This is a genomic window from Streptomyces sp. NPDC102259 (genome assembly GCF_044766465.1).
Taxonomy (GTDB): Bacteria; Actinomycetota; Actinomycetes; order Streptomycetales; family Streptomycetaceae; genus Streptomyces.
This window is the reverse complement of the sequence record NZ_JBIWMA010000007.1, coordinates 20,779-41,717: the sequence shown is the minus strand read 5'-3', so window position 1 is coordinate 41,717 and position 20,939 is coordinate 20,779. Positions and strand designations below refer to the sequence as shown.

At 72.7% G+C, this 20,939-nt stretch carries 22 protein-coding genes; 9 read left to right on the top strand and 13 right to left on the bottom strand.

The genetic code is table 11. The features are described 5' to 3' along the window. Positions 1-135: 135 nt before the first annotated feature. A complete protein-coding gene (locus tag ACIRPU_RS18365; protein WP_403868090.1) occupies positions 136-1,110 on the bottom strand; it encodes an alpha/beta hydrolase in 975 nt (324 codons plus the stop codon). Between the two features lie 242 nt (positions 1,111-1,352). On the opposite strand from ACIRPU_RS18365, the gene ACIRPU_RS18360 reads away from it, so the two are divergent. After that, positions 1,353-2,342 carry a TerC family protein gene (locus ACIRPU_RS18360; RefSeq protein WP_403868087.1) on the top strand — a complete coding sequence of 330 codons (990 nt, stop codon included), beginning with the start codon at positions 1,353-1,355 and terminating at the stop codon, positions 2,340-2,342. Here the strand turns inward: ACIRPU_RS18360 and ACIRPU_RS18355 are convergent. Continuing rightward, positions 2,332-3,279: an FkbM family methyltransferase gene (locus tag ACIRPU_RS18355; protein ID WP_355702165.1), complete on the bottom strand. Its 948-nt coding sequence runs from the start codon at positions 3,277-3,279 to the stop codon at positions 2,332-2,334. The two genes, ACIRPU_RS18360 and ACIRPU_RS18355, sit on opposite strands and share 11 nt — an antisense overlap. Positions 3,280-3,538: 259 nt before the next feature. Here ACIRPU_RS18355 and ACIRPU_RS18350 point away from each other — a divergent pair, with 259 nt between their 5' ends. Then, positions 3,539-4,420 carry an LLM class F420-dependent oxidoreductase gene (locus ACIRPU_RS18350; RefSeq protein WP_403868084.1) on the top strand — a complete coding sequence of 294 codons (882 nt, stop codon included), beginning with the start codon at positions 3,539-3,541 and terminating at the stop codon, positions 4,418-4,420. A gap of 217 nt (positions 4,421-4,637) precedes the next feature. On the opposite strand, the gene ACIRPU_RS18345 is transcribed toward ACIRPU_RS18350, so the two are convergent. After that, entirely contained in the window at positions 4,638-5,201 is a 564-nt protein-coding gene (locus tag ACIRPU_RS18345) for an NAD(P)H-dependent oxidoreductase (protein ID WP_355702163.1), read from the bottom strand. Positions 5,202-5,301: 100 nt separating this feature from the next. Between ACIRPU_RS18345 and ACIRPU_RS18340 the strand changes: the two genes are divergently transcribed. Beyond that, the gene (locus ACIRPU_RS18340) at positions 5,302-6,027 is read left to right on the top strand and encodes a TetR/AcrR family transcriptional regulator (RefSeq protein ID WP_403868081.1); all 726 of its coding nucleotides are present in this window, start codon (positions 5,302-5,304) and stop codon (positions 6,025-6,027) included. Here the strand turns inward: ACIRPU_RS18340 and ACIRPU_RS18335 are convergent. Together ACIRPU_RS18335 and ACIRPU_RS18330 are read right to left on the bottom strand one after the other, a co-directional pair. Beyond that, positions 6,011-7,141 (bottom strand): FAD-dependent oxidoreductase, encoded by a 1,131-nt coding sequence (locus ACIRPU_RS18335; protein WP_403868078.1) that lies wholly within the window; start codon positions 7,139-7,141, stop codon positions 6,011-6,013. The two genes, ACIRPU_RS18340 and ACIRPU_RS18335, sit on opposite strands and share 17 nt — an antisense overlap. Positions 7,142-7,158: 17 nt before the next feature. After that, positions 7,159-7,830 carry a TetR/AcrR family transcriptional regulator gene (locus ACIRPU_RS18330; protein WP_403868075.1) on the bottom strand — a complete coding sequence of 224 codons (672 nt, stop codon included), beginning with the start codon at positions 7,828-7,830 and terminating at the stop codon, positions 7,159-7,161. A 128-nt stretch (positions 7,831-7,958) separates the two neighbouring features. Between ACIRPU_RS18330 and ACIRPU_RS18325 the strand changes: the two genes are divergently transcribed. The 3 genes from ACIRPU_RS18325 to ACIRPU_RS18315 are packed head-to-tail and all read left to right on the top strand — an operon-like array spanning position 7,959 to position 11,676. Then, positions 7,959-8,996 (top strand): LacI family DNA-binding transcriptional regulator, encoded by a 1,038-nt coding sequence (locus tag ACIRPU_RS18325; protein WP_403868072.1) that lies wholly within the window; start codon positions 7,959-7,961, stop codon positions 8,994-8,996. Positions 8,997-9,021: 25 nt separating this feature from the next. Continuing rightward, positions 9,022-10,200: a 4-hydroxybenzoate 3-monooxygenase gene (locus tag ACIRPU_RS18320; protein WP_403868069.1), complete on the top strand. Its 1,179-nt coding sequence runs from the start codon at positions 9,022-9,024 to the stop codon at positions 10,198-10,200. Between the two features lie 39 nt (positions 10,201-10,239). Continuing rightward, on the top strand, positions 10,240-11,676 hold the full coding sequence (locus tag ACIRPU_RS18315; protein ID WP_403868066.1) for an aldehyde dehydrogenase family protein: 1,437 nt from the start codon (positions 10,240-10,242) through the stop codon (positions 11,674-11,676). Positions 11,677-11,688: 12 nt separating this feature from the next. Here ACIRPU_RS18315 and trxA read toward each other — a convergent pair whose 3' ends face one another. Next, a complete protein-coding gene (gene trxA / locus ACIRPU_RS18310; RefSeq protein WP_384115720.1) occupies positions 11,689-12,093 on the bottom strand; it encodes a thioredoxin in 405 nt (134 codons plus the stop codon). Between the two features lie 143 nt (positions 12,094-12,236). On the opposite strand from trxA, the gene ACIRPU_RS18305 reads away from it, so the two are divergent. Then, positions 12,237-13,655, top strand: a complete 1,419-nt coding sequence (locus ACIRPU_RS18305; protein WP_403868063.1) for a dihydrolipoyl dehydrogenase family protein — start codon at positions 12,237-12,239, stop codon at positions 13,653-13,655. A gap of 22 nt (positions 13,656-13,677) precedes the next feature. Here ACIRPU_RS18305 and ACIRPU_RS18300 read toward each other — a convergent pair whose 3' ends face one another. Further along, positions 13,678-14,322 (bottom strand): peptide deformylase, encoded by a 645-nt coding sequence (locus tag ACIRPU_RS18300; RefSeq protein ID WP_403868060.1) that lies wholly within the window; start codon positions 14,320-14,322, stop codon positions 13,678-13,680. A gap of 158 nt (positions 14,323-14,480) precedes the next feature. Here ACIRPU_RS18300 and ACIRPU_RS18295 point away from each other — a divergent pair, with 158 nt between their 5' ends. After that, entirely contained in the window at positions 14,481-15,914 is a 1,434-nt protein-coding gene (locus ACIRPU_RS18295; RefSeq protein ID WP_403868058.1) for a PepSY-associated TM helix domain-containing protein, read from the top strand. A gap of 64 nt (positions 15,915-15,978) precedes the next feature. On the opposite strand, the gene ACIRPU_RS18290 is transcribed toward ACIRPU_RS18295, so the two are convergent. From ACIRPU_RS18290 to ACIRPU_RS18275, 4 genes are all read right to left on the bottom strand, one after another. After that, positions 15,979-16,350, bottom strand: coding sequence for a tetratricopeptide repeat protein (locus ACIRPU_RS18290; protein ID WP_403868055.1), 372 nt, complete (start codon positions 16,348-16,350; stop codon positions 15,979-15,981). 141 nt (positions 16,351-16,491) lie between these two features. Further along, complete coding sequence (locus tag ACIRPU_RS18285) at positions 16,492-16,974, bottom strand: MarR family winged helix-turn-helix transcriptional regulator (protein WP_403868052.1); 483 nt, start codon at positions 16,972-16,974, stop codon at positions 16,492-16,494. 42 nt (positions 16,975-17,016) lie between these two features. After that, positions 17,017-17,583 carry a universal stress protein gene (locus ACIRPU_RS18280; RefSeq protein ID WP_403868049.1) on the bottom strand — a complete coding sequence of 189 codons (567 nt, stop codon included), beginning with the start codon at positions 17,581-17,583 and terminating at the stop codon, positions 17,017-17,019. Positions 17,584-17,735: 152 nt separating this feature from the next. After that, complete coding sequence (locus ACIRPU_RS18275; protein ID WP_403868046.1) at positions 17,736-18,113, bottom strand: STAS domain-containing protein; 378 nt, start codon at positions 18,111-18,113, stop codon at positions 17,736-17,738. A gap of 234 nt (positions 18,114-18,347) precedes the next feature. Between ACIRPU_RS18275 and ACIRPU_RS18270 the strand changes: the two genes are divergently transcribed. Further along, a complete protein-coding gene (locus tag ACIRPU_RS18270) occupies positions 18,348-18,746 on the top strand; it encodes an ATP-binding protein (protein ID WP_403868727.1) in 399 nt (132 codons plus the stop codon). A gap of 167 nt (positions 18,747-18,913) precedes the next feature. Here the strand turns inward: ACIRPU_RS18270 and ACIRPU_RS18265 are convergent, their stop codons facing one another. Together ACIRPU_RS18265 and ACIRPU_RS18260 are read right to left on the bottom strand one after the other, a co-directional pair. Next, entirely contained in the window at positions 18,914-19,606 is a 693-nt protein-coding gene (locus ACIRPU_RS18265) for a response regulator (RefSeq protein ID WP_403868043.1), read from the bottom strand. A gap of 30 nt (positions 19,607-19,636) precedes the next feature. Continuing rightward, entirely contained in the window at positions 19,637-20,830 is a 1,194-nt protein-coding gene (locus ACIRPU_RS18260; RefSeq protein WP_403868040.1) for a sensor histidine kinase, read from the bottom strand. Positions 20,831-20,939 lie beyond the last annotated feature (109 nt).

Genomic DNA, 20,939 nt, shown 5'->3' with positions numbered 1-20,939 from the left:
GCCGACGAGGAGGGGCGCGGTCACCGCTTCCGCTCGGGCGCCGTGGAGTTCGTGCGCCGCTGAGCCGCTGAGCCGCTGAGCCGCTGAGCCGCTGAGCCGCTGAGCCGCCGAGCGCTGAGCCGCTGCCCGCGGGCGTCACTCGGCGAGCAGCCTGCGCAGCCAGTCCAGGTGGGCCGCGCGGGCCGACCTGGACAGCGCGGCCTGCGGCGCGAAGCCGTCGAAGCCGTGGAAACCGCCCGGCCAGACGTGCAGTTCCGCGACCCCGCCGGCCTGCCATATCCGGGAGGCGTAGGCGACCACCTCGTCCCGGAACGTCTCGGCGGAGCCCACGTCGAGAAAGGCCGGAGGCAGGCCGGACAGGTCCTCGGCACGGGCGGGCGCCGCGTACGGGGAGACGTCCGGGCCACCGCGCCGCTCGCCGAGGAGGGCCGTCCACCCGGTCTCGTTGGCGGTGCGGTCCCAGACGCCCAGGCCCGCCATCTGGTGGCTGGAGGGGGTGTCGTTGCGGTCGTCCAGCATCGGGCACAGCAGCAACTGGCCGAGCAGCCGCGGCCCTTGACGATCGCGCAGCAGCAGGGCCAGCGCGGCAGCGAGGCCGCCGCCCGCGCTGGCCCCGGCGAGCACGATCCGCTCGGGGTCCGCGCCCAGTTCCGCGGCGTGCTCCGCCGTCCACAGCAGACCGGCGTACACGTCGTCGACGGGCGCCGGATGCGGGTGCTCGGGCGCCAGCCGGTACTCCACGGACACCACGACCATGTCCAGTTCCCGTGCCCACTCCAGGGCCACGTCCACACCGACCCGGTTGTTGCCGATGATCATGCCGCCGCCGTGCACGTGGTAGACGACCGGACGTGGGCGCTGCGGAGCCGGCCCGGTGGGCCGGCAGATCAGCAGCGAGATCTCGGGGGAGCCCTGAGGCCCCGGCACCGTCCGGTCCTCGACCTCGAAGGCCCCGCCCAGGGTCAGGTCCAGCTCGGCCAGCAGGGCGATCCCCGGCCCCTGACGGACGGCTTCGATGTCCTCGGGGGCCAGTCCGGGCTGGATCATCTCCCGGATGAGTTCCAGGGCGGCGCCGAGTTCGGGGTCGAAGGGCGGCGGTGCGGACTTCATGGGCTTCTCCTCATGCGGAGCGCGGTTGCGCGGCGGCTCGTGCGGCCCATGATCGGCCCACCGGCCGCCCGCCGGGGCGCCGCCGTACGGCGGGACCTGCCCGCCGTTCGGCGGGTGACGGCCACGCCCCCGCTCCGCAGCTTGCCAGGACATGACTTCTTGTTCACCTGTGCGGGGTGGAAAGGACGCGTCGCGGCCGACAATGATTTTCGCCCCCACGCAGGTACCAGGAGTGACCGCCAGTGAACGTCTCGCCCTCCGTCTGGCTGCTGACCGTCGCGGCGCTGTGCGCGCTCGTCGCCGCCGACTTCTTCATCGGCCGCAAACCGCACGACGTCTCGGTCCGCGAGGCCGGGACCTGGACGGTCGTCTGGGTCGTCCTGGCCTGTCTGTTCGGCCTCGGCGTGTTTCTCTTCGGGGGCGGCAAACCGACGGGGGAGTTCTTCGCGGGCTACATCACCGAGAAGTCGCTGAGCGTGGACAACCTCTTCGTGTTCGTCCTGATCATGGGCAAGTTCGCGGTGCCCTCGCAGTACCAGCAGCGGGTGCTGATGGTGGGCGTGCTGGTGGCCCTCGTGCTGCGCGCGCTGTTCATCGCCGCGGGCGCGGCGATCATCTCGACGTTCTCCTGGGTGTTCTACCTCTTCGGAGCCTTCCTGATCTGGACGGCGTGGAAGCTGGTCCAGGATGCCAAGAAGGGCGACCACGAGGAGGAGTACGAGGAGAACAAGCTGCTGAAGGCCGTGGAGAAGCGGTTCGGCGTGGCCGACCGCTATCACGGGACGAAGCTGTGGATCGAGCAGAACGGCAAGCGGGTCATGACCCCGATGCTGGTCGTGATGCTCGCGATCGGCTCCACCGACGTGCTGTTCGCCCTCGACTCGATCCCCGCCATCTACGGCCTGACCGAGGACCCGTACATCGTGTTCACCGCCAACGCCTTCGCGCTGATGGGCCTCAGGCAGCTGTACTTCCTCATCGGCGGCCTGCTGAAGAAGCTGGTCCACCTCAGCTACGGCCTGTCGATCATCCTCGGCTTCATCGGCGTCAAGCTGGTGCTGCACGCGCTGCACGAATCCGGGGTGCACGTGCCCGAGATCGGCATCCCCTTCTCGCTCGGGTTCATCGTGCTCGTCCTCGCGGTCACCACCTTCACCAGCCTGCGGGCCTCCGCACGGCAGGAGCGGCAGGAGCGGCAGGAGGGGGCGGAGCGGGACGGTTCTACGGTGTAGGCGCCGCGTCCGCCCGCATCAGCACGCAGTCGAACTCGATCACCCGTCCCGTACTCGCCTCGCGCGTCACGGGGTACATGCCGGTGATGCCGAACCCGGCGGCCTCGTACACCGCGACGGCCTCCCCCATGCCAGGACTGCCCTCGTACAGTTTCAGCACCGCGACCTCGGACTGCATCCCCACGAACTCCGCGATCCGCTCCCCGGCGCCGGCGAACACCTCGAGGTCGTAGCCCTGGGTGTCCATCTTCAGGAAGGGGCGCGGCTCGGCGAGGCCGTCCAGTGCCTCGGCCATGACCTCGTCCAGTCGGCGGACGCGGATCTCCTCGGTGTCGGCCTTCGTGAACCTGCTGTAGCGGCCCTTGCCGTAGTCGCTGGCCGGCAGCAGCGAGTTCATCGTCTTCCAGCCGACGTGGATCTCGGCCGTCGTCTCCTCGCGGCCGAGTCCGCACCGGTGCACCTGCCAGTCGGGGTCCTCCGCCGCGGCCTTCTCGAGGCGGGCGAACGTCTCCGAGGTGGGCTCGAAGGACACGATCCGGCCGGTGTAGCCGAGTTTCCGCAGCCGCTTGGCGTACTGGCCGTTGTTGGCTCCGACGTCGAAGACGCAGTTCACGCCGTAGAGCTCCAGCATCGCGACCACGTGCTGCGTGCAGAGGTACTCGGCGGCCGCCAGTTGGAGTCCGCGCTCGTCCAGTCCGCCCGGGTTCTCCATCAGGAGCAGCGCGCCGGTGTCGCCCAGTCGTACGGCGCCGCCCTCGGCGACCTCGGACCGCGCACCGTCCCGGGTCCGCCGCAGCACCCAGGTGTCCTTGTCCGCGCCGGTCACCCGGTACGGGCCGCCGCGCCGCGAGACCACCGCCGTCCCCGGTCCGAGGTCGGTCACCTGGATCCCGATACGGGGCATCAGGTCGAGCAGTCGTCGATAGAGGGTCTGCATCTGCCCAGCCCTATCAGACGCGACGGGACGCGGTCCGCGAGTTGAACGACATTCGCCGATCGGATGACCGGACGAAGACGCGCGCCCCGGTCCGGCCGGTGTCCCTTGACTTCGAGAGCGCTCCAGGGTCTAGCGTCACCGGGGCCGGTGAGCGGCGAGGAAAAAAACCGCGGGACCGCGGGACCGCAGGACCGCAGGATCAACGGACCGAAGGATCAACGGACCGAAGGACCGCAGGACCGGACGATCGGAGACGGACATGCGCGTGGGCGTGCACATCAACCAGTTCGGCAACGCGGGGGGCGCGCCCGCGCTGGGCGCCGAGCTCGCCGCGGCCGGTGTCGCCGCGGAGGCGGCCGGGGTGAGCCGGCTGTCGGTGATGGACCACTACTTCCAGATGGAGTTCAACGGCGGCGCCGAGGCGCCCATGCTGGAGGCGTACGCGACGCTGGCGTATCTCGCGGCCCACACCTCCACGGTCAGACTCGGCGCCCTGGTCACCGGCGTCACCTACCGGCACCCCGGACTGCTCGCCAAGATCGCCACCACGCTCGACGTGCTGTCCGGCGGGCGCGCCTCGCTGGGCATCGGGGCCGCCTGGTACGACCGTGAGCACGAGGGGCTCGGCGTGACCTTCCCGTCGACGGCGGAGCGGTTCGAGCGGCTGGAGGAGGCCCTGCGGGTCTGCCTGCAGATGTGGGACCCGGACGACGACGGGCCGTTCGAGGGCGAGCACTACCGGCTGGCCGAGACCCTGTGCGTGCCCGCCCCGGTCAGCTCCCCGCACCCGGAGATCCTGATCGGCGGCGGAGGCGAGCGCAAGACGCTGCGGTTGGTCGCCCGGTACGCGGACGCCTGCAATCTCTTCGCCTCGACCCCCGAGGAGGTCCGGCACAAGCTGGAGGTCCTGCGCGGGCACTGCGAGGCGGAGGGGCGCGACTACGACACCGTCCTGAAGACGATCACCTACTCCGGCGACGCCGCCACCGACGGCGACCTGGACGGCCTTCTGCGCGACCTCACCGGGTACACCAAGCTCGGCGTCGACACGGTGATCCTCGCGCCGCGCCTGGGGGAGACGGCGGTCTGGATCGAGCGTTTCGTGGCCCCCGCCGTGCTGCGGCTGGCCGAGCTGGACTGACCGGCGCCGGGGGCGCGCACCAGGGGCGCGCACCATGGGCGTGTACGCCCGGGGCGTGTACGCCGCGCACGCCGGGGGCGCGTACGACGAAAGGGGCCCGGAAACCGCTCCAGACCCCTTCGGCCACCACGTCGCGCTGCCGTCGTGCAGTCTCGCCGTTCCGCCCGTCAGGCGGTCGGGCGGTCAGGCGGTGAGGTGGTCAGACGGTCAGGGGTGGTCAGGCGGCCGCGACCTCGCCCGCGTGGCCGTGCAGACGGGCCACGACCTCGGTCAGCTGGGCGGCGACCTCGGCGTCGTCCACCGGGTGGGTCTCGGCGAAGCGGGTCAGCGAGCCCGGGATGGAGAGCTTGAGGTCCTCGATGACCTTGCCGCCGGCGATGCCCACGGCCTTGCGGGCCTCGTCCTGCGCCCACACGCCACCGAACTGGCCGAACGCGGTGCCGACCACGGCGACGGGCTTGCCGCCGAAGGCGCCGGAGCCGTACGGGCGGGACAGCCAGTCGATGGCGTTCTTCAGGACGGCCGGGATGGTGCCGTTGTACTCGGGGGAGAAGAGCAGGAAGGCGTCGGCGGCCTGGGCGGCGGCACGCAGCTTGGCGGCGGCGGCCGGCACGCTGCCCTCGACGTCGAGGTCCTCGTTGTAGAAGGGGATCTCGGCCAGGCCCTCGAAGAGGTCGACGTCGGCGCCCTCGGGAGCGACCTTGACGGCCGCCTCGGCGAGCTGGCGGTTGGTCGAACCGGCGCGAAGGCTGCCGACGAGCGCGAGGATGCGGACAGACATGGGTACTCCCAGAGGCTGAAACATTGCTGATACGAATACGGACCGAGGTCCGTTTAATGTTCTAGCACCCTAACCGGACCGCGGTCCAGTTTCATTCCCGATGCTTTACGCTGAGTTCATGTCCACCGTTCTGCCTCCCTGTCCGGAGCCCGAGGAGAACCTGACCGAGCCCGAACTGCTGCAGTTGGGGCCGGCCGGTGACGAGCCGTGCCTGCGCGCCGACGCGGCCCGCAACCGCGCCAGGCTGCTGGACGCCGCCGCCCGGCTGATCGCCGAGCACGGCGCGGCCGGGGTCACGATGGAGGCGGTGGCGAGCGCGGCGAACGTGGGCAAGGGCACGGTGTTCCGGCGCTTCGGCGACCGCACCGGGCTGCTGACCGCGCTCCTGGACCACTCGGAGCGCAACTTCCAGGCCGCGTTCCTGAGCGGTCCCCCGCCGCTGGGACCGGGCGCGGAGTCCGTGGAGCGCCTGCGGGCGTTCGGCGTCGCCATGCTCAGGCGGGCCGTGGACGAACTGGACCTTCAGCTGGCGGCCGAGCCCGGACCCGACCGCCGGTACTCCGTGCCCCCGCGCCGTGTCCATCACAGCCACCTGGTGCTGCTGCTGCGCCAGGCGCTGCCCGACGCGGACGTCGAGCTGCTGGCCCACACGCTGATGGGGTACCTCAGCCCGGTCCTCGTCCATCACCTCACCCGGCAGTGCGGCATGCCGGCGGCGCGCCTGGAGGCCGGCTGGAGCGAACTCGTCGACCGGGTGACGAGCGATGTGCCGAGCGGTGTGCCGAACGATGTGCCGAGCGGGACGCCGGTCAGGGCTGCTGGGTGAAGAGGTCGACGACGGCCTGCGGGGCGTCCTCGGCGAACAGCGTCTCGCCGTTGCGGGCGGAGTCGGCCGCGGCGGTCGCGCTGCGCGGGAACAGCTTCTCCTCGTAGGCGGCCAGCGCGGCCTCGCGCTCGCCCGGGTGGGCGGCCAGGGACAGGCCCAGTTCGGCGCCGTCCAGCATCGCGAGGTTGGCGCCCTCGCCCGCGAACGGCGACATCAGGTGGGCGGCGTCGCCGAGCAGGGTGACGCCGGGGACGCGGTCCCAGCGGTGGCCGACCGGCAGGGCGTGGATCAGGCGCGGCACCAGCGGTCCGTCGGCGTCCGCGACCAGCGCCCGCAGGCTCTTGTCCCAGTCCGCGAAGTGCTCCAGCACCTGAGCCCTGGCAGCCTCGGCGTCGCCGAAGTCGACGCCGTCCGCCCAGTCCTCGGCGACCCGCAGGGCGGTGTAGACGTGCAGGCTGCCGTCGGGCTCGCGGTGGGCGAGGAACCCCTTGCCGGCGCCGAGCGCGAAGAGGAACCCGCCGCCGACCACCCCGGCGCTCACCGGATGGCGTGCGTCCGCCTCCAGCAGGTCCGTCTCGACGAACGACACGCCCGTGTACGCGGGCCGGGCGTCGGAGACCAGCGGGCGGATCCGCGACCAGGCTCCGTCGGCGCCGACCAGCAGGTCCGTGGTGAAGGCGGAGTCGTCCTCGAGCCGCACCTCGTGCCGCCCGTCGCCCAGCGCACGCGCGCCGGTGACCCTGTGGCCCCAGCGGACCGCTCCCTCGGGCAGTGAGTGCAGCAGCAGGTCGCGCAGGGCGCCGCGGTCGACCTCGGGACGCTCGCCGGACCCGTCGTCGGCCTCCTCGAAGCGGACCACCGCGTCCTTGTCGAGGACCCGGGTGGCCTGGCCGCCGGGCAGGACCAGCGCCCGGAACTCCTCGTGCAGTCCGGCGGCGCGCAGCGCCTCCTGGCCGGAGTCCTGGTGGATGTCGAGCATGCCGCCCTGGGTGCGGGCGGTGGGGGAGGCGTCCAGGTCGAAGACGGCCGCCTCGACGCCGTGCACGTGCAGCACACGGGCGAGGGTGAGGCCGCCGAGTCCGGCGCCGATGATCGCTACGGGGTGGTGGTGCATGAGTCCTCCTGTGGTCGTCATTCGGGTACGGCGGTCCGCTCGATGCCGCCGATCAGGGTCTGGAACCCCCAGGAGAGGCGGGCCTCGGGCGGTCCGGAGAGCAGGGGTCCGGCGAGCCCGGCGATGTGCGGGTGGGTCCGCTCCGAGGCATCGAGCACCGCCTGCCGCAGGGCGTCCCAGTCCTCCTGGGAGGCCTCGTCCGTGTGCTCGGCGGCGGTCGCGGTGGCGTGCTGGAGCAGCAGGTCCACGCCCCACGCGGCCTGCGCGGGCGGCACCCCGCCCTCGTCGAGCAGGGCCAGCAGGGTCTCGATCAGGTTCAGGTAGTGCGGGCCGCTGGGCCGGGCGGTGAGCGCGGAGCGGGCGAGGTCCGGGTGGGCGAGGAGCATCGCGGTGTAGGAGGTGAGCACCCCCTCCAGCCGCTCGCGCCAGCTTCCCTCGGTCGATGTCGGTCCGACCGTGCCGAGCAGCTCGTCGAGCACGGCCGCGTGCAGCTCCGCCGTGTTGCGGACGTACACGTACAGGGAGGCCGGGCCGGTGTCGAGCTCCTCGGCCAGGCGCCGCATGGTCACCTTCCGCAGGCCTTCGGCGCGCAGCACCGTGAGGGCGGCGGCCACGATGCCCTCCCTGCTCAGAGCGGGCTTGGCCGGGCGTTCGCGGCGGCTGCGCGGGGTGGCGGGGCGTGCTGTCATGCCTTCACGGTACCGAACATGTTCGTCACGAACAAGTACGTGACGAACATGTTCGTTGACGGCTCATCGGATTTCGGCGTCCCCCGCCCGGAGGCCCGCTCACTGCTTCTGCCAAGATGCCGTACGTCATGGTGCAGATACCGAACACGCCCGCGCCGACGAAGCCGCCGGTGCCGCGCCCCGTGCCCACGAGCGCCGACGTGGCCCGCCTGGCCGGCGTCTCGCGCGCGACCGTCTCCTACGTCCTGAACAACGCCAGCGCCGTACGCATCAGCGAGCCCACCCGCCGTCGCGTGCACGAGGCCGCCAAGGAACTCGGGTACGTGCCGCACGCGGCCGCCCGTACCCTGCGGGCCGGACACAGCCGCATGGTCCTGATGCCCACCCTGCCCGTCCCGGCGGGCCCCCTCTACTCCCAGTTCGTGCACGACTTCCAGGGGGCGCTCAGCCGCCTCGACTACACCGTGGTCCAGTACGGCGCCACCGGTCTGCGCGGTGACGACGCCGCCCGGGCCTGGGCCGAACTGCGGCCCGTCGCCGTGCTGGTGCCCAGCCCCGGCATCGGCCCCGAGGGGGTCGCCGTGCTGAAGAGGTCCGGCGCCCGGGCCGTGGTGACCCTCGGTCCCGAGGCGGTCGAGGGCGCCCGCGCGCTGCTCCTGGACCACGCCGACGTCGGCCGCAGCGCCGCCGCGCACCTGTACGCCCGCGGTCGCCGCCGGATCGGGGTGGTCGTCCCGGCCGAGCGCGGCATGGAGATCTTCTCCGCGCCCCGGCTGGCCGGCTCCCGCGAGGCGCTGCACGGCACGGACGCCACCGTCACCGAGCTGTCCCTGGCCTACACGGAGGAGTCCGCGGCCGCCCTCGCCGCCCGCTGGCCCGCCCTCGGCCTCGACGCCGTCTTCGCCTACAACGACGAGTACGCCATGCTGCTGATGCGCGCTCTGCAGAGCGCGGGCGTGCGCGTCCCCGAGGACGTCGCCGTCATCGGCGCCGACGACCTGATGCTCGGGCGGCTGCTGCGGCCCCGGCTCAGCACCGTCCGGATCGCGCTGCCCTCCGGCCGCGACCTGGCCTCGCTGGTCGACCGGGCGGTGCGCGGCCCCGCGGCCGCCCCTGAGTCGCACGAACCGTTCGGAGTCACCGTGGTGCGGCGCGACTCCAGCTGAACTACGGTCGCAGGGGAGGCGTGCCATGCGTGCGACGGTCGGCATCATCGGCGGCGGCCCCGCGGGGCTGCTCCTGGCCCGGCTGCTGCACCGCGCGGGCGTCGACTGTGTGGTCCTGGAGAGCAGGACGAGGCAGTACGTGGAGCGGCGTCAGCGTGCCGGAATGCTGGAGCAGGGCACGGTCGACGCCCTGCGCGCGGCGGACGCGGCCGGCCGGCTCGACGCCGAGGGCCTGGTGCACCACGGCATCGAGCTGCGCTTCGACCGCGAACGCCACCACCTCGACTTCCCCGTCCTCACCGGTGGTCGTACGGTCACGATCTACGCCCAGACGGAGCTCGTGAAGGACCTCGTCGCCCTCCAACTCGCCGACGGGCCGCCCCTGTTGTTCGAGGCGGCGGCGCTCGCCGTGGAGAAGCCGCTGAGCGGGTCGCCCGTCGTGCGGTTCCGGCACGAGGGCCGCGAACGGACCCTCTCCTGCGAGTGGGTGGTCGGCTGCGACGGCTCGCACGGCGTCGCCCGCGACGCCTTCCCGGTCGACGCGGGCCGGACGTATAAGCACGACTACCCGTACTCCTGGCTCAGTGTCCTCGCCGAAGTGCCGCCCTCCTGCGAGGAGTTGATCTACGCGCGCCACGAACGCGGCTTCGCCCTGCACAGCATGCGGTCGCCGCGGATCTCCCGGCTCTACCTCCAGGTCCCCAACGGCACCGTCCTGCGGGAGTGGCCCGACGACCGGATCTGGGACGAACTCACCGCCCGCTTCGCCGTCGACGCCGACTGGACGCTGCGCCGCGGCCCCGTGATCAGCAAGTCCGTGACGCCGCTGCGCAGCCTCGTCCACGAGCCGATGCGGCACGGCCGGCTCCTGCTCGCGGGGGACGCCGCCCACATCGTGCCGCCGACCGGCGCCAAAGGGCTCAACCTCGCCGTCTCGGACGTACGGCTGCTAGGGAGGGCCTTCGCGGAACTGCACGCCACCGGGTCCACGAGGCTGCTGGACGGGTACTCGGACCTCAGTCTGCGACGTGTGTGGCAGGCGACCCGCTTTTCCGACGACATGACTAGGATGTTGCACGCTCAACCAGATGGAGATGCGTTCGACCATCGGATGCAGCTCGCCCGGCTGCGCCGGATCACCGCATCCCGCCACGCCGCCGCCGAACTGGCGGCCAACTACACGGGACTTCCCCTCCCCCTGTGAGAGCCGCGAGTCCCGCGGGTCACCGATCGGAGAGCCTTCATGCCGCTGCTCGACCCCAAGAACTGGCAGTCCCGCACCTTGTCGGGCCCCCGGTACACCGTCACCGAACCCGCCACCGGCGACCCGCTGGGCACCGTCGACCTGGCGGGCGCCGCGGACGTCGGCCCCGCCGCCGAGGCCGCCCGCGCCGCGCAGGCCGAGTGGGCCCGGCTGCCCCACTTCGTGCGCGCCGGAGTGCTGCGCAAGGCCGGCGACCTGTTCACCGCGCACGCCGAAGAGCTGCGCGAGTGGATCGTCCGCGAGTCCGGTTCGATACCCGGCAAGGCCGACTTCGAGCTGCACGTCGCCGCCCAGGAGTGCTACGAGGCCGCCGCACTCGCCTCCCGCCCGGCCGGACAGGTGCTGCCCAGCGAGGCGCCCCGGCTGTCGTACACCCGGCGCGTGCCCGTCGGCGTGGTGGGCGTGATCTCCCCGTTCAACGCCCCGCTGATCCTGTCGATCCGGTCCGTGGCGCCCGCCCTCGCCCTCGGCAACGCGGTCGTCCTCAAGCCGGACCCGCGTACGGCGGTGTGCGGCGGCCTGGCCCTGGCCGCGGTCTTCGCGGAGGCGGGCCTGCCCGAGAACCTCCTGCACATCCTCCCGGGCGGCGCCGAGACCGGTGCGGCCCTGGTCGCCGACCCGCGCGTGCCGGTGATCTCCTTCACCGGCTCCACCGGCGCCGGCCGGGCGGTCGGCGAGGTCGCAGGCCGCCATCTCAAGCGGGCCCACCTCGAACTCGGCGGCAACTCCGCCCTGATCGTGCTGGAGGACGCCGACCTGGACGCGGTGATCTCCACCGCGGCCTGGGGTTCCTTCTTCCACCAGGGCCAGATCTGCATGACCACCGGCCGCCACCTGGTGCACGCCTCCCTCTACGAGGAGTACGTGGAGCGGCTCGCGGCGAAGGCCGACGCCCTCGCCGTCGGCGACCCGCACCGCGCGCAGGTCCACCTCGGCCCGCTCATCGACGGCGGTCAACTCACCAAGGTGCACGGTTTGGTGGAGGCCAGCACCGCGGCCGGCGCCAAGCTCGCCGCGGGCGGCAGGCACGAGGACCTCTTCTACCGGCCGACCGTCCTCGCGGGCGTCGACGACGACACCCCCGCCTACGCGGAGGAGGTCTTCGGCCCGGTGGCCCCCGTACGCTCCTTCCACACGGTGGACGAGGCGGCGGCACTGGCCGCGCGCAGCTCCTACGGCCTCTCGCTCGGCATCGTCACCCGCGACGCCGCCCGCGGCCTGGAACTCGCCGAACGCGTCCCGACCGGCATCGTGCACATCAACGACCAGACGGTGAACGACGAGGCCGTCGCCCCCTTCGGCGGGGTCGCCGCCTCCGGCACCGGCGCCCGCTTCGGCGGCGAGGCCAACCTCGAGGCCTTCACCGACGTGCGCTGGACGACGGTGCGCGCGGACGTCGCGCCGTACCCCTTCTAGGAAGTCCCGGGACTACTCGCCCTGGGTGGCCGGGGAGTCGTCGGCCCCGGCCTTGGCCTGCTCTTCCTCGACGGACTTGCGGACCTCGTCCATGTCCAGCTTGCGCGCCTGTCCGATGACGTCCGTGAGGGCGGCCTCGGGCAGGGCGCCGGGCTGGGCGAACACGGCCACCCGGTCCCGCACGATCATCAGCGTCGGGATCGACTGGATGCCGAAGGCCGCGGCCAGCTCCGGCTGCGCCTCGGTGTCCACCTTGCCGAACACCAGGTCCGGGTTCTCCTGCGCGGCCTTGTCGTAGACCGGGGCGAACTGACGGCACGGGCCGCACCAGGACGCCCAGAAGTCGATCAGCACGAAGTCGTTGTCGGTGACCGTCTGGTCGAAGTTCTCCTTGGTGAGCTCCACGGTGCTGCTCATGGCGTGATTCCTCTTCCCGGTGCTTCCTGTCAGGGGTCTCCTGACATGGGGTGAAGCCGTCCGCGACAACACGGCCGACCCGACGCGTATTCCGCGCCCCTACCCGTGTGGCCACGCGGCACACCACCCACCAGACTGACCCCATGACGGAAACGGAAGCCAACCTGTACGACGTGGTGGTGCTCGGAGCCGGGCCCGTGGGGGAGAACGTCGCCGACCGCACCCGTGCGGCCGGCCTCACCACCGCGGTAGTGGAGAGCGAACTGGTCGGCGGCGAGTGCTCGTACTGGGCCTGCATGCCCAGCAAGGCCCTGCTGCGCCCGGTGATCGCCCAAGCGGACGCCCGCAGGCTGCCCGGCCTGCGCGAGGCGGTGCAAGGCCCGCTGGACACGGCGGCGGTCCTCGCCCGCCGCAACTGGTTCACCGGCGACTGGACGGACGACGGCCAGGTCGACTGGATCAAGAGCATCGGCGCGGACCTGTACCGCGGCCACGGCAGACTGACCGGGCCGCGCACGGTGACGGTGGGGGACAAGGTGCTCACGGCCCGCCACGCGGTCGTCGTCGCCACCGGCACCCGCGCCGCCCTGCCCGACCTGCCGGGTCTCGCCGAGGTCAGGCCCTGGACCAGCAGGGAGGCCACCAGCGCCCAGTCCGCGCCCGGCCGGCTCGTCGTGGTCGGCGGGGGAGTCGTCGCCACCGAGATGGCCACCGCCTGGCAGGCGCTCGGCTCGCAGGTCACCCTCCTCGTGCGGGGCAAGGGCCTGCTCGACCGGATGGAGCCGTTCGCGGGCGAACTGGTCGCCGAGGCGCTCGCCGAGGCCGGCGCGGACGTACGCACCGGCACCTCGGTGGCGTCGGTGACCCGCTCCGACGGCACCGTCGTGGTCGTCACCGACACCGGCGAACGCATCGAGGCCGACGAGATCCTCTTCGCCGTCGGCCGCGCCCCGCGCACCGACGACATCGGCCTGGACACCGTCGGCCTGGCACCCGGCTCCTGGCTCACCGTCGACGACAGTCTGCGCGTCACCGGCACCGACTGGCTCTACGGGGTGGGCGACGTCAACCGCCGGGCGCTCCTCACCCACCAGGGCAAGTACCAGGCCCGGATAGCGGGCGCCGCCATCGCCGCCCGCGCGGCCGGTTCCGAGCTGCCGGAGAGCGACCCGTGGAGCGCCCACGCCGCCACGGCCGACCACGAGTCCGTCCCCCAGGTCGTCTTCACCGACCCGGAGGCGGCCGCCGTCGGCCTCTCGCTCGCCGAGGCCGAACAGGCCGGACACCGGGTGCGGGCCGTCGACGTCGACATGTCGTCGGTGGCCGGAGCGGGCCTGTACGCCGAGGGCTACAAGGGCCGTGCCCGGATGGTCGTCGACCTGGAGCAGGAGATCCTGCGCGGCGTCACCTTCGTCGGTCCGGGCGTCGGCGAGCTGATCCACTCGGCGACGATCGCGGTCGCCGCCCAGGTCCCGCTCGCCCGGCTGTGGCACGCCGTCCCGTCCTACCCGACGCTCAGCGAGGTGTGGCTGCGGCTGCTGGAGGCCTACCGGGACAACTGACGGAACCCGACCGGCCCGCGGCTCAGGGGAGTTCGAACCCCAGCGCCCGCGCGGCGCGGTCCGCCGTCGGCTGCGTCCAGCGCTCGAGCACGGCCTCGTTGGCCGAGAGCGAGCGCGGTTCGGCCCGGTCGAGGTAGAGCAGACCGTCGAGGTGGTCCGTCTCGTGCTGGACGATACGGGCGGGCCAGCCGCCGAACACCTCGTCCAGCGGCCGGCCGTGCTCGTCCGCACCCGTGAGCCGCACCTCGGCGTGCCGGGTCACCACCGCCTGGTAGCCCGGCACGCTCAGGCAGCCTTCGAAGAAGGCGGCGCGGGCCGAACCGACCGGCTCGTACGACGGGTTGACCAGGACCCGGAACGGCTGGGGCACCCGGCCGCGGGCCAGCCGCACCTCTTCGGGCACCGGCGCCGGGTCCTCGATGACGGCGATCCGCAGTTCCACACCGACCTGCGGGGCGGCGAGGCCGACGCCCGGCGCCGCGTGCATGGTGACGCGCAGGGCCTCGACGAACCGGGCCAGCAGAGCGGGGTCGAGCTCGCCCTCGTAGCGCGGTGTGCCCGTCCGCAGGACCGGGTCTCCGGCCGCGACGATGGGCAACGGGCCGCCGGGGGCGAGGAGTTCCTCGATCCGGTCGGCAAGGGGCGCGCGGGGACTGGGAGATGCCATCGGACCAGCATGCCACGACCGCGCGGTGTGACTCACGTCACTCGAAGCGACGGGAACTCGGTGCGGTCCGCCGCCGACTACTGGTGCGTCACGGCTGAAGAACGTCCCCCGGACCGCTGTCCCCGCCCCACTCCTGCTGCCCCCGGAGAAGCCCCGCCATGTCCACCGCTCCCTCGACCTCCCCCACTCCGGGCTCCGCTCGAACGGGAGGGCCCTCATCGGACGAGGCCCCGCAAGCAGCGGCCCCCGCGCCGAAGTCCCGCGGCCCATGGGCCCCGTTGCGCCCGCTGATACTGCGTCTGCACTTCTACGCCGGCGTGTTCGTGGCGCCGTTCCTGCTGGTCGCCGCCGTCACCGGGTTCCTCTATGCCGGCGCGTTCCAGGCCGAGAAGCTCGTGTACTCCCACGAGATGACCGTGCCGGCCGGCGACGCGAAGCTGCCGATCTCCGAGCAGGTGGACGCCGCCCGCAAGGCCCACCCCGAGGGCACGGTCTCGGCCGTCCGCCCCTCGCCGGCGGACGACGCCACGACCCGGGTGATGCTGTCCGGCGTCGAGGGCGTCGAAGCCGCCCACACCCTCGCCGTGTTCGTCGACCCGTACACGGGCAAGGTACGGGGCGCGCTGGAGCAGTACGGCTCCACCGGCGCGCTGCCGCTGCGCACCTGGATCGACGAGTTGCACCGCGATCTGCACCTCGGCGAGAACGGCCGCCTCTACAGCGAACTCGCCGCCAGCTGGCTGTGGGTGATCGCGGGCGGCGGTCCGGTGCTCTGGTTCTCCCGGCGGCGCGCCCTGCGCAAGGTCCGCGGCACCGCCGGACGACGCCGCACGCTGGGTCTGCACGGCACCGTCGGCGTGTGGGCCGCCGTCGGCTTCGTCTTCCTGTCCGCGACCGGACTGACCTGGTCCACGTACGCGGGCGCCAACATCGACGTGCTGCGCACCTCGCTCGGCCAGGCCACCCCGTCGGTGTCTGCGGCCGCGGGCGGCGGCGAGCACGCCGGTCACGACGCGGCCTCCGGCGCGGGCGGGGACGGCGAGCACGGCGTCGGCCTCGACGCGATCCTGGCCGCCGCGCGGGCCGAGGGGCTGGGCGACCCGGTCGAGATCGTCCCGCCCGCGGACGCCTCCTCCGCATACGTGGTCAAGCAGGTGCAGCGCAGCTGGCCCGAGAAGCAGGACGCGGTGGCGGTCGACCCGGCCACCGGCGAGGTCACCGACGTGCTGCGGTTCGACGACCACCCGCTGCTCGCCAAACTGACCCGCTGGGGCATCGACCTGCACACCGGCGTCCTGTTCGGCCTGGTCAACCAGCTCGCGCTGATGCTCCTCGCGGGTTCCCTGATCCTGTTGATCGTGTGGGGCTACCGCATGTGGTGGCAGCGCGGCCGAGGGTCCGCCTTCGGCCGGCCCATTCCGCGCGGCGCCTGGGCGCAGGTCCCGCCCCACGTCCTCGTCCCGCTGATGGCGGCGGTCGCCGTGGTGGCCTACTTCGTCCCGCTCCTCGGCATCCCGCTCGCCGGCTTCCTGGTCGTGGACGTCGTCCTCGGCGAGGTCGCGCACCGGCGGGGGCGGCGGACGGCCGCCTGAACGGGCCCGGGCACGGAAGCGGCCCGGCGGTGGAGGTCACCGCCGGGCCGCTCGTCGTGCGGGCTCAGGCCTCCGGGAAGTCGCCGGCCAGCGCCGAGGCGAGCCGCAGGTGCGGTCCCGCCTCCGTGTGCCGCCCCTGTCGCTCCAGGGTGCGGCCCAGCATCAGCCGGGCGTACTGCTCCACCGGGTCACGCTCGACGATCTGCCGCAACTCGGTCTCGGCGCGCCGAAGTTGGGCCGAGTGATAGTAGGCGCGGGCCAGCAGTAGCCGCGGTCCGGTCTGCTCCGGCACCTCTTCGACCAGTCCGGCCAGCACCCGCGCGGCGGCGGTGTACTCCTTCGCGGCGAAGAACAGCCGCGCCCGCTCCCACCGCTCGGCCGGCGTTCCGTGGGCGTAGTAGGCGGTGTCGTCGGTCGTCTCGTACGTGGTGTCCACTGGTGCCTCCTTCGAGGCCGACAACCGGGCACGGTGATTGAATATTCCACCACCTGGCGGGTGTGCCACCGAGCCGCGCGTGTCAGCTCCGCAGGCTCCGCATCGACCCGCCGGGTGGTGGGGTGGGGGGCGTCGGCATCGTCACTCCCGCGTTCTCCCGTCGGTGGGGTCGAGCGGTACGTCGAGCAGGAGGGACAGCTCGCCGGTGAGTGCGCGGGTCCGCGGGCTCGTCAGGCCTCCGAGCGGTTCCAGCAGCTGTTCCAGAAGTCCCTGGACCACCTTGACGGCCCGTCTCGTCACGTCCTGCCCCTGCTCGGTCAGGGCGAGCTGCACGGCGCGCGGGTCGCGGGGGTCCCGGGTGCGTTCGAGCAGGCCGGCGGACTCCAGGGCGCGCGCCAGCTTGGAGACGTAGAGCGGCTCGAGTCCGGTGTGGTCGGCGAGGCGGCGCTGGCTGGGCCGTTCGCCGGCGCGCTGCATCCCGTACAGCGAGGCGACCAGCGAGTACTGGGCGTGGGTGAGGCCGAGCGGGGCCACCGCCCGGTCCACGGCCACGCGCCACTTCGTCGACAGCCGCCACACCAGAAAACCGGGCGTCGCCGCTTCGGGACCCTTGCGCTCACTCATGGGCGATAGAGTACATGGCTACTATCGCCCCGAGGCGCGGCCTCAGCGGTCGGGCGGCACCGTCGCGAACTCCCTCGCGAGGTGCCCGGTGTCCAGTCTCAGCCGCCACGCGTTCCGGCGGTGCGCGGCGGCCAGGGCGGCCTGGAGCGGTGACGGCGGCACCGCCAGCACCGGGCAGGCGGCGCGGGCCAGGCAGTAGCGGCTGGTCGACGGCCACAGCGCCCGGTGCAGCAGGCCACGCCGTCCGGCGCCGATCACGAGCAGGTCGTCCTCCCGGTCGGCGGTCCCGACCAGCGCGGGACCCGGGGTGCCGCGCGCGATGAGGGCCCGCGTGCGCAACCCATGGCCGTCGTCCCCGATGACCTCGCGCAGGGCGCCGAGCAGCCTCTCACGCGCCAGTCGCTCCCAGTCCTCGACCAGGACGGCCGCGGCCGTCGACCTGCGGGCGGCGAGCTCCCCGCCCGGCGGCTCCCAGGCCAGCACCGGCCAGAGTTCGGCTCCCCGGCGCCGCGCCTCGTCGGCGGCCCGGCCCAGGGCGGTGAGACTCCCCAGCGAGCCGCTCACCCCCACGACGACACGGGCGGCCGAGGACGGGCGGGACTCGGACATCGCTTCCTCCGTTCTGCGCGCCCGACCCATTCGCCCGGGCGGCGACCCTGCGCGAAACCGCTTCGTCCCGCCTACCCTGTGAGGCCCTGAACAGCCCAGGCACCCGTCGTCGACCGAGCGAGCCGCCCCGGGGACGGACCAACTGCCCGACGTCATTCCGGGTCGGGGTTCAGGGCCTGCTCGATGGTGGGGTGACAGGCGAGGAGGGCGTCGACGCCGACCAGTCGCAGGACGTGCAGGACGGGCTCCTGCGCGGCGGCGATGCGCAGCCAGCCCTGTGCGCCGGTCACCTGCCGGTACGCGGCGAGGAAGACGTTGATGCCGCTGGAGTCCATGAAGGTCACTCCGCTGAGGTCCGCCACGACCCGCAGGGGCGGCACCGCGCCGTCCTCGCAGAGCAGGGCTTCCCTGAGGACGTCCTTGACGTCGTGGTCGATCTCGCCGTGCACGGTCACCACACGGACGCCGTCGACCACGCGATGCGCGACGGACAGGCTCCCCGGCCGGTCCGCTTTCTCGATGTCGGTCACCGTCTCCTCGACTGCGTTCGGCTGGCCCCGGGTCAGGGCGTGCGCGGAAGATTCTGCCCCACCACCGCGGCGGCATGCACCCGGGCGGCTGCGCCGAACGGCACCCCCGTGGCATGCACGGCGCGATCGCGGGTACCGGCGCACGTGAACGGGGGAGTGAGGGCGAGAAACGTGGAGGAATCCCACGCCGGCGGTGACGGCGGTGACGGCCGTGGCGGGCGGAACGGGCATCTGATGCGCGCGGGCTATGCCCTGGGCGCGGACGACGGCTGCATCGCGGACGCCCGCCACCACGCCATCGCCTTCCTCGACCGGGCCCATGCCCACCATCGCCTGCCCGTGCCCGCACGCGCGAGGGACCTCACCCAGCTCGTGGTCAGCGAGCTGGTCACCAACGCCCGCAAGTACGCCCCCGGTCCCGTCCTGATGGAACTGCGCCTCACCGCCCGTGCGGTGGAAGTCGTCGTGTGGGACAGCGACCCGACCGTTCCCGTGGCGCGGGCCGGCGATCCCGGCAGGATCGGCCAGCACGGACTGGAGATCGTCAAGGCCGTCACCGAGGACCTCTTCATCGAGCAGGAACCGGTCGGCAAACGCATCACGGCACGCATCGCCCTCGCCGACACCCCCTGAGACGGCGCCACCGGCGCCTGACGCGGGCTTCTTGACGAGCAGGACGAGCAGGACGAGCAGGATGAGCAGGATGAGCGGGACGAGCAGGGCGACGAACAGCGACGACCGGGCACGAGCGACCGCACGGCTGACGGCGACATGCCGGCGCCAAGGTCTCGCGGCGACCGTCAGGCGTCGGGCGCGTCCGGTCGCACCGGCCGGCCGCCGACCTGCGCGATGCCCGTCTCGTAGGCGAACACCACCGCCTGGGCGCGGCTGTGGAGATTCAGCTTGGTCATCACCCGGTGCAGATGGGTCTTGACGGTGGACTCGCTGACGCACATGTGCCCGGCGATCTCCTCGTTGGCGAGGCCCTCGGCGACGAATCCGAGCACTTCCACCTCGCGCCCCGTGAGCAGGCTCGTCGAGTCGGTCTCGGTCCGGGACCGCTGCGGGTGGACGGCGTGTCTCTCGATGAGCCGCCGGACGTGGGCCGGAGCGACCAGGAGGTCGGCGGAGAGGGTCGCCGTGACGGCGCTGAGAAGCTGCTGCGGCGGCATGTCCTTCAGCAGGAAGCCGCTGCAGCCGGCGCGCAGGGCCGCGTAGACGAACTCGTCGTCGTCGAAGGTGGTGAGGACGACGATGCGCGGAGCCGGGTCGAGACCGAGGGCGAGAATGCGCTCCGCGGCCGCGAGCCCGCTGAGCCGCGGCATCTTGATGTCCATCAGGATCAGATCCGGGCGGTGCTCGCGGGCCGCGGCGACGGCCTCCACACCGTCCGACGCCTCCACGACCGGGCCGAGCCCTTCCACCGTCCGCAGCAGCGTGACGATGCCCGAGCGGATGAGATGCTGATCGTCCACAACCAGGATGCGGGCCACAGCGCTCCTCGGAGATGCTCACGTCACGGATCAGCCGCCGTTGCGGTCCTGCCCCAGGGGAAGACTGAGTCGTACCTGGAATCCGCCCCCCGGGCGCGCACCGGCTGTCAGCGAGCCGTGCCAAATCTTGGCCCGTTCCCGCATTCCGATCAAGCCGTGTCCGGATCCGTCGGTGGATGTGGCCGAAAGCGGGCCACCCTCGTCGAGCACCGTCACGCGTAGTTCGTCGTCCAGGTAGCGGACGGTCACTTCGGCGGCGGCCGACCCGGAGTGCTTCACGACATTGGTGAGGGCTTCCTGGACGACGCGGTAGGCGCACAGTTCGACTCCCGGGTGCAGGGGCCTGCGCGCTCCCTCGAACCGGACCTCGACGCGCAGGCCGGCCGCCTCCAGCCGCTCGGCGAGCGCGGGAATGCGGTCGACGTCGGCCAACAGGTCGGCGGGGACCGGGTCGGCCGGATCCTCGGGACCGGATACGCCGCCGAGGTCGTAGGTGCGCAGCACGACCAGCAGTCGGCGAAGCTCCTCCAACGACTCCCGCCCGGCCGCGGCAGCCGTGCCGAGCGCCTTGCGGGCGGCAGGAGGGTCGGTGAAGAACACGTACTCGGCCAGCCCGGCCTGGAGGGTGACGATCGTCATGTGCTGCGAGATCGTGTCATGCAGCTCACGCGCGATGCGGAAACGCTCGTCGAGGACGGCCCGGCGGGCCTCCTGGCGCTGCTGCTGATCGAGCAGGGCGGTCAGCCGCCTCAACTCGGCGTTGCGTCCGGCGAGACGGCGCTGGGTGAGCCCGACGGTGCAGGCGACGGCCGGCACGATCAGGGCCTGCACGGCCACGACGGGCCAGGGCAGCCGGCCGTACACCCCGCTGAGGGCGACGACCGCGGCGAGCAGCGCGGTACCGCACACCGTACGGACGCGTCCTTCCCGGGCCGTGACGGAGATGAACGCGACCGCGGGAACCCAGAAGTTGAGAGAGGGCTGGTATCCGAGCAGCAGATATCCGGCGAATCCGGCCGCCGTGATCACGAGCACGCCGAACGGCCGGTTCTCCCGCAGAGCGAGGGACAGGGCGATCAGCGAGGTGAGCAGATAGGCCCACAGGTCGAACGGCCGCCAGGACGCCGGATGGTAGAAGGCGCCGGCCAGGCAGCCCGCGAGGGCGAACCCGAAGGCGAGGGCGACGTTGGCCGGGCGCGGCCGGAAGGCCTCCGTCGCGGGCATCCGGACATGGTAGACGACGGTCCTCAACTGATCCGCCTCCTACGGGAGTTGCCTGGGTGGCAGCTGACGGCCCGCCCTGCCGGGGACGTCCCGGGCAGGGCAGGCGCAG